This window comes from Chryseobacterium sp. IHB B 17019 (genome assembly GCF_001456155.1).
Lineage (GTDB): Bacteria > Bacteroidota > Bacteroidia > Flavobacteriales > Weeksellaceae > Chryseobacterium.
This window is the reverse complement of sequence record NZ_CP013293.1, coordinates 2,703,431-2,719,290: the sequence shown is the minus strand read 5'-3', so window position 1 is coordinate 2,719,290 and position 15,860 is coordinate 2,703,431. Positions and strand designations below refer to the sequence as shown.

General features: G+C 35.1%; 12 protein-coding genes. 5 read left to right on the top strand and 7 right to left on the bottom strand.

Annotation, left to right across the window (positions count from 1 at the left end; genetic code table 11):
* Positions 1-24: 24 nt before the first annotated feature.
* Together ATE47_RS12580 and deoC are read left to right on the top strand one after the other, a co-directional pair.
* On the top strand, positions 25-495 hold the full coding sequence (locus tag ATE47_RS12580) for an Lrp/AsnC family transcriptional regulator (protein ID WP_062162299.1): 471 nt from the start codon (positions 25-27) through the stop codon (positions 493-495).
* 3 nt (positions 496-498) lie between these two features.
* Positions 499-1,245, top strand: a complete 747-nt coding sequence (gene deoC / locus ATE47_RS12575) for a deoxyribose-phosphate aldolase (protein WP_062162298.1) — start codon at positions 499-501, stop codon at positions 1,243-1,245.
* Positions 1,246-1,326: 81 nt separating this feature from the next.
* Here the strand turns inward: deoC and dusB are convergent, their stop codons facing one another.
* Positions 1,327-2,322, bottom strand: a complete 996-nt coding sequence (gene dusB / locus ATE47_RS12570; protein WP_062162297.1) for a tRNA dihydrouridine synthase DusB — start codon at positions 2,320-2,322, stop codon at positions 1,327-1,329.
* A gap of 198 nt (positions 2,323-2,520) precedes the next feature.
* On the opposite strand from dusB, the gene ATE47_RS12565 reads away from it, so the two are divergent.
* Complete coding sequence (locus tag ATE47_RS12565) at positions 2,521-4,293, top strand: T9SS type A sorting domain-containing protein (RefSeq protein ID WP_062162296.1); 1,773 nt, start codon at positions 2,521-2,523, stop codon at positions 4,291-4,293.
* Positions 4,294-4,351: 58 nt separating this feature from the next.
* Here the strand turns inward: ATE47_RS12565 and ATE47_RS12560 are convergent, their stop codons facing one another.
* Entirely contained in the window at positions 4,352-7,564 is a 3,213-nt protein-coding gene (locus tag ATE47_RS12560; protein WP_062162295.1) for a hypothetical protein, read from the bottom strand.
* 186 nt (positions 7,565-7,750) lie between these two features.
* Between ATE47_RS12560 and ATE47_RS12555 the strand changes: the two genes are divergently transcribed.
* On the top strand, positions 7,751-8,680 hold the full coding sequence (locus tag ATE47_RS12555) for a T9SS type A sorting domain-containing protein (RefSeq protein ID WP_062162294.1): 930 nt from the start codon (positions 7,751-7,753) through the stop codon (positions 8,678-8,680).
* Positions 8,681-8,901: 221 nt separating this feature from the next.
* On the top strand, positions 8,902-9,765 hold the full coding sequence (locus tag ATE47_RS12550; RefSeq protein ID WP_062163548.1) for a lamin tail domain-containing protein: 864 nt from the start codon (positions 8,902-8,904) through the stop codon (positions 9,763-9,765).
* 67 nt (positions 9,766-9,832) lie between these two features.
* Here ATE47_RS12550 and ATE47_RS12545 read toward each other — a convergent pair whose 3' ends face one another.
* The 5 genes from ATE47_RS12545 to ATE47_RS12525 all read right to left on the bottom strand — a co-directional run bounded on the left by ATE47_RS12545 (position 9,833) and on the right by ATE47_RS12525 (position 15,844).
* Positions 9,833-12,649, bottom strand: coding sequence for an aminopeptidase (locus tag ATE47_RS12545; protein WP_228376278.1), 2,817 nt, complete (start codon positions 12,647-12,649; stop codon positions 9,833-9,835).
* A gap of 60 nt (positions 12,650-12,709) precedes the next feature.
* Entirely contained in the window at positions 12,710-14,089 is a 1,380-nt protein-coding gene (gene pyrF / locus ATE47_RS12540) for an orotidine-5'-phosphate decarboxylase (RefSeq protein WP_062162293.1), read from the bottom strand.
* A 198-nt stretch (positions 14,090-14,287) separates the two neighbouring features.
* On the bottom strand, positions 14,288-14,635 hold the full coding sequence (locus tag ATE47_RS12535) for a YkvA family protein (RefSeq protein ID WP_062162292.1): 348 nt from the start codon (positions 14,633-14,635) through the stop codon (positions 14,288-14,290).
* Positions 14,636-14,718: 83 nt separating this feature from the next.
* Complete coding sequence (locus ATE47_RS12530) at positions 14,719-15,258, bottom strand: TlpA family protein disulfide reductase (protein WP_062162291.1); 540 nt, start codon at positions 15,256-15,258, stop codon at positions 14,719-14,721.
* Positions 15,259-15,280: 22 nt separating this feature from the next.
* Positions 15,281-15,844: a thioredoxin family protein gene (locus ATE47_RS12525; protein WP_062162290.1), complete on the bottom strand. Its 564-nt coding sequence runs from the start codon at positions 15,842-15,844 to the stop codon at positions 15,281-15,283.
* Between the last annotated feature and the right edge of the window lie 16 nt (positions 15,845-15,860).

Below are 15,860 nucleotides of genomic sequence, written 5' to 3'. Positions count from 1 at the left end.
ATAAATAATAAAAAAAAGTAGAAAATGAAAAATTCAAGCAACACAAGCTACCATTTAGATTCAATTGACAAGGAGATCATCTACATGTTAATGGATAATGCTAAAACGTCTTTAGCTCACATTTCGAAAAACGTTGGAATTTCAACAACTGCCGTTCACCAGAGAATTAAAAAACTGGAACATGCAGGTGTAATTGAAAATTCAATTTCATTCTTAAACCCTAAAAAAATCGGGTATAAGGTAATTTCCTATATTGGCGTATACTTGGATCAGCCCAGCCACTATCCGGAAGTCGTAAAGGCTTTGAAGGATATCAATGAAGTTGTGGAAGCGCACTATACAACAGGAAATTATACAATTTTCTTAAAAGTGCTTTGTAAGGATAACGATCACTTGATGCAGATTCTTAGCAAACTTCAGAAACTAAAAGGAGTAACAAGAACGGAAACTTTCATATCTTTGGAACAAGGTATTTACAGACAATTGAAAGTATAACAGATCATGAACATTGCTCAATATTTGGATTCTACTTATTTGAAAACACCTGTGCAATCAGGGCTTTCAGATGAAGAAACTTTACAGAAAGATAAAGATCTTGCCCAGGAAGCGATAGATAACGGAATTTTTGCCGTAATGATCCGCCCGGATTACGTATCTGAAATCAAAAAGTATGTCAAGGAAAAGAATTCGGATGTTGTGGTAGGAACTGTAATTGGTTTTCATGAAGGAACTTATTCCATAGATGAAAAACTTGCAGAAGCCTCAAAAGCAATTGCTGACGGAGCTGATGAACTGGATTTTGTTATTAATTATAATGCTTACCTGAAAGGGAATTTAAGTTTGGTAAAAGAAGAATTTGTGCGCTGTACGAAGTTGTGTGTGCAGCATCATAAAATTGCGAAATGGATTATCGAGATCGCAGCTTTAAATGATCAGCAGATTGCAGACCTTACTAAAAATATTTCCAATTGGGCAGAAGAGAATTTCTCTGAAACTGATTTGTCAAAAATTTTTGTAAAATCTTCAACGGGCTTTTATGAAACTACCGGTGGAAAGCCTAACGGAGCAACATTTGAAGGTATAAAAATAATGCTGGATAATGCCGGAAAACTCCCTGTGAAAGCTGCAGGAGGAGTAAGGACTCCCGAAGATGCGGAAAAAATGATCAGTCTCGGTGTAAAAAGAATAGGAACTTCTTCAGCATTGGCTTTAATCAAGAATCAGTCTGCTTCGGAAAGTTATTAAAAATATAATATTTATTAAGATAATGCAAAAGAGAACCCATCAATATTTGATGGGTTTTTTATTTTTAATGTAAAGCTATTGTTAAATTTGTGCCTGGAATTCTGAATAAAAATGCTGAGTTTCCTTGATGAGTTCGTCCATTTCGGCAAGAGTAAAAACTTCCAGGAATTTCTTTCTGAAATCTTTAAAATGAGGAACTCCACGGAAATAATTGCTGTAATGCTGTCTCATTTCTATAAGCCCTAATTTTTCTCCTTTCCATTCTGCACTCCATTCTGCGTGTTGGCGGACAGCTAATAATCTGTCTTCAATTGTGGGTGCAGGCAAATGTTCTCCGGTTTTAAAAAAATGTTTTATTTCATTAAAAATCCATGGATAACCAATAGCTGCACGTCCGATCATGATACCGTCGCAAGCATATTTTTGTTTGTATTCCAAAGCTTTTTCAGGCGAGTCAATATCACCGTTTCCGAAGATCGGGATTTCAATATTAGGATTTTGTTTAATTCTTGAAATATGATTCCAGTCGGCTTCACCTTTATACATTTGTCCTCGGGTTCTTGCATGAATCGTCAATGCCTTGATTCCGGTTTCCTGAAGACGTTCGGCCACTTCATCAATATTAATGGAATTACTGTCCCAGCCTAAACGGGTTTTAACGGTTACCGGCAGGTTTGTAGAGCTTACAACGGCTTTCGTAAGACGGACCATAAGATCAATATCTTTCAAGACTCCGGCTCCGGCTCCTTTACAAACCACTTTTTTTACTGGGCAACCAAAATTAATGTCAACAAGATCAGGATTTACGGTTTCCACAATTCTTGCGGACATTGCCATCGCTTCTTCATCACCACCAAAAATCTGGATTCCGACAGGTCTTTCGTAATCGAAAATATCTAATTTTTTCCTGCTCTTGATGGCATCCCGGATTAGCCCTTCAGAAGAGATAAACTCAGAATACATCAAATCTGCACCATGCATTTTGCACAATCTCCTAAAAGGCGGATCGCTCACATCTTCCATCGGTGCGAGTAAAAGCGGAAATTCCGGCAGTTGTATATTGCCTATTTTTATCATGCTGCAAATTTACGAATTCTTAATTATATTCTGATAGAGTTTATAAATAGCCTTTATGTGAATTGATTAATATTTCGTATAATGTAGTTTTTGTAATGTTTTTAATAATTTTTTTATTTAAATTTTATTAAATGATTAATAAAATTTCCTTTTGATTGAATTTTTTATATTATATTTATCTGATAAAAAATTAATACCATGAGAAAACTTTTATTTTGTTTGGTGGCAAGTGTTGCCGCCGCTAATCTTACAGCACAGGTAAGTCTTACAGCTACATCCGGAACGGCTGTAGGAACATTTACTACCTTAAAAGGAGCATTTGATGCTATTAATGCAGGAACACATCAAGGAGCTATTACCATTAATATTACAGCGAATACCACGGAAACTGCAACTGCTGTTCTTAATGCAAGTGGTGGTACTTCGAACTATACTTCTGTTTTAGTAAAACCGGCTACTGGGGTAAATGCATCCATAACAAGTGCTGATCCTGTGGCAACAATTAAAATTAACGGAGCAGATAACGTTACAATAGATGGCAGTAATAATGGAACCTCTTCCCGAAACCTGACCATCAGCAGTACCTATGTTGCTACGGTAGGAACTACACCGGTGGTACTTTGGGTATCCAGTACAGCAACGAGTGGGGCAGAAAATGTATCTCTTAAAAATATCAATTTTGCCGGATCTTCACCTTCAGGAACTGTGGGGGCTGTTATTGTTTCCGGGACAACTTTAGGAGCGGCAGAAGTACCTAATAATAATTTCTCAGCAATCAATAATACTTTTGTAAGAGCTCAGAATGCATTATTTGTTGTCGGGAACGCTACCAATACAGATACAGGAAATATTATCAGAAATAATGTGATCGGTTCTACAGTTGCAGCAGATAAAATGCTGTTCAGGGGAATTGCCGTACAAAATGCCAAAAATTTTGAGGTGAGTGGAAATACAGTAACGGGAGTAGTATTTTCTGCGACTTCTACGAATATTGCTCAGGGAATTTTAATTGGTGCAGCAGCAACTAACGGAATGATTTTTAAAAATAAAATTTCAGATATTAAACACCCTAATACCGATGGATATGGGGCAGTTGGTATTTATCTGAATTGCAGTAGTGCTGCGGCTAATATATTGGTTTATAATAATGTTATCAATGATGTTGCAGGTTATGGTTATGCCGCAGGCGGAGGTGCCAATGATAACGGAAATGGTATTTTTGTAAATAATGGAGCTGGCTATAAAATTTATTATAACACCGTGGTGATGGATACTAATCAAACTGTTGCCGGAAGGCCATCAGCATTCAATGTAGCAAGTAGTGTAACGGTCGCCGGAGCAATCGACCTGAGAAATAACCTGTTTATAAACAAACAAACGCAGGCAGGAGAGAAATATGCTATCTATTCCGCTGCTGCAAATACTGTTTTTTCTAATATTAATTACAATAATTATTACTCAACGGGAGCTAATTTGGGCTACATAGGCTCTAACAGAGCAACACTGGCTGATGTACAGACGGGATTTGGGGGGAATGTAAATTCAATAAATGTTTTACCGGTATTTGTTTCTGCAAGTGACCTTCATCTTGCTACTTCCGGGAATACAGCTCTTGATAATAAGGGAACTCCTGTTGCGGAAGTAACTGTAGACGCTGATGGGGCTGCCAGAAATGCAACAACTCCGGATTTAGGCGGTTATGAGTTTACGGCAACAATTTTAGCAGTTCAGGATATTGCTAAAAACAAAATTAGCTATTATCCTAACCCTGTTCTTGACTATATTTATATTAATAACGACAACAAAATCAAAAGTGTTGAAGTTTATAATATGGCAGGGCAAATGATTGTTAATGAAAGTATTAACGCGGAAAAAGGGTCTGTAGATATGAGAAAAGTTTCTCCGGGAATTTATATTTTAAAAGTGAATTCTGAAAAAGATACTCAATCACTTAAAATTATTAAAAGATAAAATTTTAACCTCCAAATAATTAAAGAGTCCGATTTTGTAGTCGGGCTTTTTTTATTGATTAAAAGCTCGCTTTTACCTGCATACTTCCGATGTGAATCGTTCTCTCACCGGAATTTCTTCCTTCATAATTTAAATTTAATTGTAAGAAAGAATTGATAGCCTGCTGAATAAAAATGCTCCAAACCTGGTTTTTACCCGGCTTCAAACCATCCAGCATCTGGTTTCCGACAATGCTGAAGTTATTCCCCGTAAAATCATTATTTATAAAAGAGAAATTACCTCTGATAGACGTTTTCTTACGTTCCCACTGAATCGTTCCTGTAATATCAAATGCCTTTAAGAGTTCTTCACCATCCACTCTTTGTTTTTGACGGTAAGCAGAAGAAAGCTCGGCTTGAATAGCATCGGTGAACTTATACGTAGCTTTTGGTTTTGTTTCAAAATTATTCAGGCGATAGTCTCTTGTAGCAAATAATTGTGAAGAGTTTTTAAGATCATGCACGGAATTTTCCCAATCCACCCGGAATTCTTTATTAAACCAATATCCAATATTTAAGAAATGTGAAAGCTGCTCTCTTTCTTCATTGCTGAAATTGGCATTAATAAGATTATCATTAGAAATAAAACGATAGTTTCCGTTCCAGCCGGATTTTTCCGTCGGGCTGAACTGTACCGATGCCAAAATATTCTGGTTTTTGAGAATTTGGTCATCACTTTTTTCAAAAGGATTTAATACTAAAACTTTGTCCTTTTTGTAAAAAGAGTTTTGTGAATTTAAAGAAATGTTGAAATTCCAACGTTTTAAAAACTTATTTTCAGAATTAAATACAATAGAAGGATTTACAAATAAAGCCAGCTGAATTTTATTCTTATTGGAAGGAATATAGCGTACAGAATTGGTATAAATCCTGATATATTGCGCCAGATCCGAATATTCTGCAATCTCAAATTCGTCGAGCTGCTGAATTCCGTCACCGTTATAATCTGTCCATTTGTAAATACCCTGTCCATCCGTCACTTTAATATATTGGAATTCCCTTTGCGCTTCCTGGCCGTTTCCTAGTTCATAAAAAGCCTGCAAACGCATTCCATTCCTGAAAAGCTGCTGATTGTAAAGAATATTTCCGACCACGAAATCATTATTTCTGGATGCATCAAGATCCTGATTCTGATAAAAGAATTTTCTATAATGGAGTAGTGCGTTTAGTGTCGTCTTTTCAGTTTTAATAAGCTGGCTTTCCGCCATGATACCTAAGATATTATTCATGTTCTGAAGCCTGTTGTCACGAACGGAGTCATTGTCCCGCATATAAACTTTTGCCAACAATTTCGTCCTTGTACTGTCACCGATTTTCTTCTGAACGAAAACCTCTTTCCAGCTAAAGCTTGTGACATCCATCAGTTGCGTATCATTGTATTTCTTTTCATTGTGTTCCATACTTCCACCGATTGCCCAGCTTCCCTTTTTGCCGGTAAATTCGGTTGAAACACCACCTCTGATGAATTTTGTATCCTGAAGAATAGCATTTGTATTTAAATACGAAAGCGTTCCTTTTGTGAAAAATTTTCCTTTGATCCATCCAAAATCAAGGTCATTTTTAAAGCCTTTATAAGTATCCTGCTCATCAAGATAATTAACTCTGTAATTTAAAGTTGATTTGTTATTCCATTTATTAAGGAAGCTGAAAATAAACCTGTTTTGAGTTCTTCCGCTGAATTCCTGTGCTAAGTTAAAGTCTCTGGAAAACTCCACATCATTGATTCGGTCCAGGATATGAAACTGCTTATCGATATATTGATATTCAAAATTCGGGGTTCCTTTCCAGTTGTTTTTGGTGAATGTTTTGTTCCCGAAAATTCTCCACGCATATCCGATATTCTGATTGGAGTCTCTTGAAGAAAATAAATTCACATCATAATTGCTCAAAGAAACATCTGCCCCTATTTTTCCATCTTTTAATAAATATTCGGAATTAAGGGAATAAACCTGTGATTTTTCTGGTGAAGGAAGCTTTCTTACGGCTCTGTAATCTCCCATATTCGGGCCTACATATTCAAAAACACGTCCGTTATTTGTTGTCTGCGTGATTTTATAATCTCCGAGATTTACCCCGAAATAAGAATAGGAAACCGTATAAAGTGTCTGGTTCGGATCTGTTGAAAATTCGTAATAATTTCCATTCGGGTTTTGTACCAGACGATAAAGGATTTTATTAACATCATATTCCGCTACCACTCCGGAAGGGGCATACATCAGATCCGGATTGTTTCCTGCATTGGCCAGGATTTGTTCATCTTCAGAGGAAAGATTTAAAGAAAGAGGCGCATTTTTGTTATCATTTTCCATGAACCAGTTTAAGCCTAATCTTAATTTTTCCCTTTTGTGCTCAACTTTTCCAGTAAATAAATATCTAGAATAATTCCTGTTTGTATAATTATATGAAATTGTAATAAAATTCTGCTGGAAAATCGGACGGAAACTGGTAAAAGTAACTTCACCTGTGTTGTAATTAATGATATAGTCTTGATTTTCACCACGTTTCATTAAAATACCATCAATAAAAACCTGCTCTGAACCGGAAATAAGAGTAATAAATTGTTCACCATTTTTACCGGTCAGACGATATGGTCCCTGGTTGCCTTCAACTCCCTGGAAACGAACCCTATGGAATTCACTTCGTGCCACACCCATTGATACATCAACAAATGTTTTATTTTCTTTACCAAATTCTGTCTGAAACTGAAGTCCCATGCTTCGTCTCTGATATTTAGCAAAATAATTTTTAGCCTCAACCAAATCCAAATGCCCAGCTCTCAGAATTGATTTATCCTTAATATTAAGCTGCATATAGATCTTGTCAAATTCTTCCAGAGTCTGAGTATATCCATCTGCCTGAATCGGTAAATTGTGATCCGAAATACTTGCTAAAATTGTAACATCCTTAGAAAGCCTACCGGAAATCTGTAAATCCATCGAGCTTTGTACGGATTGCCCCTGATTATTTCCAAAAGTAATTCCCCGGATAATGGAACCTTTAGAGTTTAATTCTCCCAGGAATCTCTTCTTGTCATTTTTGGCAAGAACGGCTTCGTCTACAATAATTCTGTTGCTTGTTTTAACGAAATCAAGGGTGTCTTTTGCGAAAATATCCTGCTCAAATTTTGCAGCAAGGATACTGTCATGTTTTATGCTGTCCTGTCTTATACTGTCTTGGGGAAGATTGGGGTTTTTCCACGTGAAAATCTGAGCGTTACCCGAGAATACGCCCATAAAAAATAACACGAATACCAGAAAATAATTCCGCAAGCCTTTTTAAATAATTGGTAAAAATAACTAAAAATTGTTAATAAGAAAGGTTTTAACACTATTAACAAAAAATTAATCCAATTATTGTCTTATTTTGAAATTTTGAAGTAATTTTGTGCTGTAAATTATTAATAATTAAATTTTTAAATCATGAAAAAACTTTATTCGTTAGCTGTAATTTTAATATCAACATTTGCGTTTTCGCAGGTTAGTCTTACAGCTCCAGGTGTAGCATATACACAAAATTTTGATGCAATGGGAACAACTACTGTATTGCCTTCTGGATGGAGTGCTATACGTGCATCTGGATCAGGTACTGTTGGACAGGCTTTATCTCCGGTTGTAAATGACGGAACTTCAAATACAGGGGCAGTTTTCAACGTAGGAACTGGTGGTTCAGGTGACAGAGCTCTTGGAACAATTGCATCTGGCGCAACAGTACCAGCTTTTGGGGCTCAATTTATAAATAATACTGGTGCTACTATTACAAGTGTAAATATTTTATTCAACGAAGAACAATGGAGAACAGGTAGTAACTCAATTGTTGAAACAGTTGCTTTTTCATACAGTACTAATGCTACTGGTTTAGATAATGGAACATGGACAGCATTTACAAATTTAGACTTAGTGGAAATTTTAACTTCTGATAACACAAACTCAGCCGTTGATGGAAATCTTCCTGCCAACAGATCTGCTAAATCTCTTACAATTGCTGGTTTGAGCATTCCTAACGGAGGTACACTTTATATTAAATGGGCGGACACTAACGAAACTGGAAGTGATGGTATGTATGCTGTTGATGATTTTTCATTAACTCCAAATTCTGGAACTTTAGCGGTTACAGACTTGTCGACAACAAAATCAAATTTTGTAAAAAACACTTTTGTTAAAACAAATGAAATCACTTTTGGGGCTCAAGCTAAAGATGTGAAAGTTTATAACATGTACGGACAAGTTGTAAAAACAGCTTCTGTAAAAGAAAACGAATCATTAAACGTTTCTGAATTACAAAAAGGTAATTACATCGTTACAGGTACAGTGAATAATCAGCCGGTTTCTCAAAAAATCTTGAAAGACTAATCTGAAAATATTTTTAAAGATAAGAGCAGCAATTCCCTGGAGTTGCTGTTTTTTTTGTTTTAAATTTTTATTGAATTAATATTTTTCATGAATAATATTTTGTTGAAATTGCTTTGAATTAAATATAATTATCTCATTCAGGTTTTGAGTAGAAATTAATTCACCAAGTGTGGTACTATTTTTGTATTCTATTGAAAATCATCACACAAAATATTTTTATCATGAAAAAAACTTTTACTCTTATCGGATTTTTTTCGATGCTTGCATTTACAAATGCTCAGATTGTCATCAGTGAAATTTATGGAGGAGGAGGAAACTCAGGATCAACACTGAAGAATGATTACGTAGTTTTGAAAAATATTGGTTCGACTACGGCCTCGCTTACAGGTGCAACTTTACAGTATGCTCCGGCAGCAGCTACTTTTACGCAGTATCATACACTGCCCAATATTACTTTAAATCCCGGACAAACTTATCTGATTCAGGAAGCCACAGGTGGAGGAGGGACTGTAGATCTGCCAACTCCGGATTTCATTGCAACTACCGTTATTAATTTTGATGGCTCTCCAAATCCTTCTGTAGGAATAGGTATCGCCGTTACATCGGGCAAAATTGTTATTGCCAACAATGCAGTGCAGGTTACGGGACCTACAAATACAAATGTTGTTGATTTTGTAGGGTACGGAACAGCTAATCAGTATGAGGGCCCAGGTCCGGCGCCTTCTCCTACTACAACTACGGCTATTAAAAGAGTTTCCGGAGATACCAATAATAATACAGTGGATTTCACGGTTGGAGCTGCAACACCAATCAATTCCACAGGGGGAACACTGGCTATTTCTGACGTAGATTTTAATTATTCAAAATTCCGTTTTATCGAAAATTCTTTCGTAAAAGAAAATGAAATTGTTTTCGGGGGTGAAATTAAGGATGTGAAAGTTTACGATATGTATGGGCGTGTTGTGAAAGTATCACCAACGAAATCTGCCTATAGTTTAGACGTAACAGAGCTTCCGAAAGGAAATTATATCGTTACCGGAACAATTGATAATGAGCCTGTTTCTCAGAAAATTTTAAAGGATTAAAGCAAGCCAATTTTTACATATAAGTTTAAGTCAGACAGTTGTGCAATCTCTTGTACAGCTGTTTTTTTTAGTACCAACCTCGTCGGGCAGCATTAATAACTGAACTTAAATTAAGAATTAAAGTATATCTGATCCTTTTTGCATAGTCTTTAAATCCTGGTTCAAAGCCTAAAGAAGACTGTATCGGGAAATAAATTTCGAGGAAATCAGGAATTACTCTCACTTTTACACCGCTATCCCAGATGAATTTTGTCGGTTGATTTTTATTTTGGTAAACTCCCGCATCAGCATACACATGGAAAATTTTCCAAACACTTGTATCCACATTCACAGAAGTAATCCATTTATTTACGCTCCCAGGAATAAAGGATTTGAATCCACCGTCTGCCAGAACATATTGCTGTGACAAAATCCCGCCCGTTGCACTTTGTCCCAAAAGATTATAGGAAAAAGAATAATCGGAAACCCTTGAAATACCATAATTAAAAGTATTATTTCGGGTATCATTCCTCAGGAAATATCCGGCAAATAATCTTACACTCAATTTTTGTCTTGGAGCAAATTCCCAACGATAAAAGCCTTCCGCATTTATTTTGTTGAAATCTTCCATTGATTGTGTGCTTACCCCTAAACTTTTTTCGTGAATACTTTGATTATCGACATATCCATAACTTAGGCTCCACAGATTATATTTATCATAATCATTATTTGCAATCCTTTCCGGGCTCAGATCTCTTTCAAAATAATTGTAGGAAATACCTATCCCGCGACTCACTGTACTTCTTGGATTTTTCCTGAAATTAATATTTGAATACAATGAAGCTTTTCGATAAGCCAGATCATAATCATAATGAAAATAAGATCCGGAAACTCCGAAAGTCAGGCTTCGGATGATACTTTCAGCTGGCAAAAAAGAGTAGGCAACCGATCCTGAACCTGTAAGTTTTCCTGTTCCGGTACTGTAAGTAGGAGTTAGGGAATATAAAAACTTCTGATCAAAAAAAGATTGATTTTTAAAATTGAATCCAATCAGGAATTTGTCATACGTATTATTAAACCGCACTCTCGGACTGATATAAATCTCATTAAATTCAGGATTCGGGATATCTTTTATCAGTTTTAATTTTATTTTTTTAGTATTTGAGAAAAACCCTTTTGCATAAAGGAAATTATCCCTGTAATTTGATTCCGGGAAGATGTAATCATCGTTCAGTGTGATTTTGTAAATATCTGAAGCGGGAATTGAAAATGTTTTGGTTTTTACATTTTCTTCGCTTTCTACCCAGTATTCTTTTTTATCGCCCTGCGTTGTTTCGGTCTGAAGCTTTACGGGAATATTGGCGAAAGTATTTTTATTAATTTTAATATTTAAAGAATCATTTTCTTTTTTAAATCTTTTAAGCTTAAAATTTACTCTGTTTTTATGCTGTAAAAAATCCGTTAAATATGCTGTTCTTTTATCTTTTTCTGCAAGCTTTTTTAGAAAATCATTTGGATTGACTTGTTTGTCAGTGTTTTCTATGATAAAATTTTGTACAAGACTGTCAAAGTTTTCATACCCCATTTTATCCGCCGAATAGTTGAATAAGCTTCCCGTTTCAAAACTGCTGATAGCCATATCATTAAAGTTGCTCAAAACGGTATATTTTTCATTGATTTTCTGATCCAGGTTTTGAGACATGATGTATTGATACGCCAAACCGTAACGATCTATCAGATTTATTTTTGAAGCATGAAATAATTTCAGTGGTTTTATCCCGAAAACTTTTGTTTCAGGTAAAGTTCCTAATAATTTTGTGTCTGCGTAAAATTTCTTTAAATATTGAATTTCAAGATAAGATTTAAGTCCACTTTTAAACCAATGGTAATCCTGTTTATCAGTAATAATGCTTTCGTCTAAAATCTTTTTGGCAATAATCCCGAAATAATCAAGGTCGGTTTTTTCGGTATCAGTGAATAACTGAAATCTGAATTTCCAGAAAGTGATATCATTATTTCCGAAAAAATCCTCTTTTTGCCTGAATTTATCAGAAATAAATATCCTTTCCGGAACAGAGCCAATTCTTTCTTTAATGAATTTAAGATGTAGAGGAAGATAAAACTCGAGATTTTGTTTTTCTTCCGGCTTTAAGTTATACCCAAATTTTACTTCCGTTTTTATGCCGTCAGTATCGATATTAATGGATGGGTATTCGTTTTGTGAAATTAAAAATTCAGGATCAGAATCGAGATAACCTTTAAAGGTATTCATCTGGGCCTGCTGCAGATTACTTTCAATAAAATAATTAACAGGGAGGTCAAAATTTACCGTCCAGTATGTATTAAAGCTAACTGATTCCTCGATATCGTGGTAATTTCTTTTCAAAATATTGTCCGGATCAAAGCGATCCGGAACAATAAAGAAATATTTTAATGCTATATTTTTATCAGAAACTCCGTATCCCGTAAATTTTTTATCAGGAAGCTGAATCTGATATTGCAGCTGTAGTTTTACTTTTTCTCCCGGTTTCAAAGGATTTTGTAGAGGAAGAAAAAAGTTTTCATCAGAAATATCACTGACAGGGATTTCCTGATCAGAATTTTTGATGTGTAAACTTAATAATTTCCCAAGCTCATCTTTTTTTGCAAAATGGAGATCTGTATTTCTGTCTTCCAATTTTCTGTAAACCAATGAGGTTCCTCTCTTATTGTAAGCTGAAACCCAGTTTAAAAGCTTTATTGTGTTTAAATCCTTTTCAGAATTGTTATAATAAACGAGTTCCTGACTCACGTCCAGCATCTTTTTATCTGAAGACAATCTGGCTTCAATGTAAATACTGTCCTTCTGTGCAGAAACCTCTACAACACCCAGAAACAAAATAAAATAAATACTAAGCTTTTTCAATTAATGGTGATAAAGTGCCAAATATAACTTATTTTGTCAACACTTTGTTTGATTTTAATTTTAACTTTGGGTTACTTTTTTTTCAAGAGAATTTAGATAAGCATTCCAGCCTGCATTCTTATAAGTTGCTGCAGCCTGTTCAGGGTTTTCTGCTTTATAAATTCCTCTTCCTACAATGATAAAATCAGTGTGAAGCATTTTGAAAACATGGTCCGGAGTATTGTACTGCTGTCCTTTTCCATCACCCGAATCTGCCAGGTTTACTCCCGGTGTGAACAATAACATTTCAGCCGGAAGCGGATTTTGAGAAACTCCCCCGATTACATTTGGGTGCGATGAAGCTATTTTTAATGCTTCTTCCCTGTATGCGTTTGTAGTCAACGTTCCTTTGGAAGACATTCCGATGATGGCCACAACACCCACATTTTTAAAGCAGTCTAAAGATTCAAAACCGCCGATCACCTGTGAAGTAACGAAATCTGCCCAATCTGTAATTTTGAAAACTCCACTCGTAAACTGAAGTTCCTGAGTATTTCCGATATCCGCAAATTTTCTGTCTTCCATTAATAGAAAGTTGTGTTTTGCAGCCAGAGCTTTTAAAGGAACTATTGTTTTTTCGTATTCGAAATCAGAAATAATATCAATATGAGTTTTCAGAGCAATTACATGCGGTCCTACTTTTTCGGCTAAATCCAACAGCTCCTGAGTTGTTGTAACATCAGCAGATGCAATTAAATTAGATTCTTTTGCCAAAGCGGTTTCTAATAATTTTTTAGAAACGGAATGCTGAGCGTTTTCAAATTTTTCCTGATAAGAAAGTCTGTTTTCCTCTTCAAACTGAATATGATTTCCAAGTAAAAAATCCTGGATTCTTTTCACTTCATCGTCTGTCAACTCTCCATTTTCCTGAAGAATTTCGCAAACCTCCGAAATATTGAAAAGTGTATGAACTCTGTATCCTTTGCTTTCCAAAAGCTGTTTTCCACCTTGCTCCCTGTCTAGAACAACAACGATATCAGCAACTTTAAGATCTTCCTGCTCAACTTCAGCAATGGTTTCTATTAAGGATTTTCCGGAAGTAATCACATCTTCTACCAAAAGACAGTTTTGCCCTTTTTGGTAAATTCCTTCGATTAATTTTTTTGTACCGTAGTTTTTAGCTTCTTTTCTTTTAATGATTAATGGAATATAGCTTTCCAAAGACATCGCTGTTGCCATTGGAAGCGCAGCATAAGGAACTCCGCAGATCAGGTCAAAATTATCCAATGGAAGCATTTCCAATAAATAATTAGCCAAATTTTTCAAAATTTTAGGATCTGAAGCCAAAGGTCTCAAATCTACATAAAACGGACTTTCAATACCACTTTTTAATGTAAATCTTCCGAATTTAATGATACCCAGCTTGTAGCACTCCAAAAAGAATTCTTTTTTACTTTCCATTATTTTTTATTAGATGTTGCAAATTTAAGGAAATGATGTTAAAAGGCAATTTTTTTAGGTCAATTGTCAATTTTACTTCGTAAGTCAATTGTTAATTTTTTAAAAATGAAATATTCAATATTCAAAATGATTTTAAACTGACTTAGAAGCATTAGCTATTCACATCACAAAAAAACCATCGTTAAAGATGGTTTTAAATTATTTTATTATTTCGGCGTCTATTACTTTCGTGTTGCCCGAATTGTATTTTTGCTCAGCCTCCCAAAGCAGAAACTTGTCTACTTCTTTGATGAGTTTTGGGATCGCCAGCGATAAAACGGCAAGATCATCCAAAACACCAATCACGGGAACGGCAACTTCGGGCAAAAGGTCAATCGGGGAGATGACATATAAAAGTCCCAACAGCGGCAGGATAATATCAATGGATTTCATAGGATAATTTCCTTTTCTCCACATTTTTACCATTCTGAAAATATCGGGAATCTTTTTCACAAAGCCCTTGTGATTGATTGCTTCTTTTGCTAGGTTTAATTTCGAATACTTCATTTTCTGTGTTTAGTTTTAAATAATTTTTTAACTCTTTAAAATTCGCAAATTCTGTACCAACAAATTATAAATTTAGTTAAAACTTATTTGATAATATTATCGATGAACTGGTGTACAGATTCTGTGTTCCAGTCTCTTGACGCATCTTCTTTAATGATGATTCTTCCATTTTTGTCGAGAAGGTAAGTAGTAGGGAAAACTTTAGGAAGAATTTTCTCCGAAATCGGGCTTTGAGCAATATAAACGGGAACGTTATAATTATTTTCTTTTAAAAATTTTCTTACCGCATCTTCCTGATCATTCATCGCGATCAGAACAAAATCTACCTGGTTTTTTCTCGTATCATATAATTTTTGGATAGAAGGCCATTCTTTTCTGCATGGAGGACACCAAGTTCCCCAGAAATTCAGGAAAACGGCTTTATTTCTGAAATTTTTAAGATTGGTGTTTGGTGTATTAATCCCTTGAAGCTCAATGTTGTAATCTTCTTCACTTACATGAACTGCATTTTCAATGGTTGCGATCGGGAAGAACGTGTCCTGCAGTTTTTCTTTTACTCCCGGCACAAATGCAATCACTCCGATGATGACGATTAAAACAAGATAAATTATATTTTTTTTCATTTTTTACTTTTAATAATTAAAATTACAACAATTCCAATATTTCCTGAACAGCATCTTTTCCCCTGTTTTTAGCATAGTAAATCTGAAGGTCATTATAAAAAGTTTCCTTTGGATAAGCTTCAGGATCTGCTTTGTATTTCATTAACAATTCTTTTCCGTATTTTGAACGTGGTCCCCATGAATTTTTTACATTAAAATCTTTATCCAGGATAATAACTTTCGGAATAGACTCTGTTCCGTTGGTCAAAAATTGATTAATTAAACTTTTATCGCTGTCTCTGAGAAAAATTTTCACTTCATTTTTGCCTTCGAAAAATTTAACCAAAGCCGGCACGGTCGAGCTTGCATCACCACACCAAACTTCGGAAATGATTAAAATTTTTCCATCAAAGTTTTTAGATTCCAATTCTTTTAGCTGGTCTTCATCCGGAACATATTTTTTTATGGTCCTGTCGATTCTTTGAAGTCCGAGTTCGTAATATTTTTTATAGTCGATTTCCTGTTGAGAAGCAGGACTTTCCAACCTTTTTTTCCCGATTGTAAGATACTCTTCGAAAGAGATACTTTTTTCCCAGTAATTTTTCATTACTAAAAATATTTAT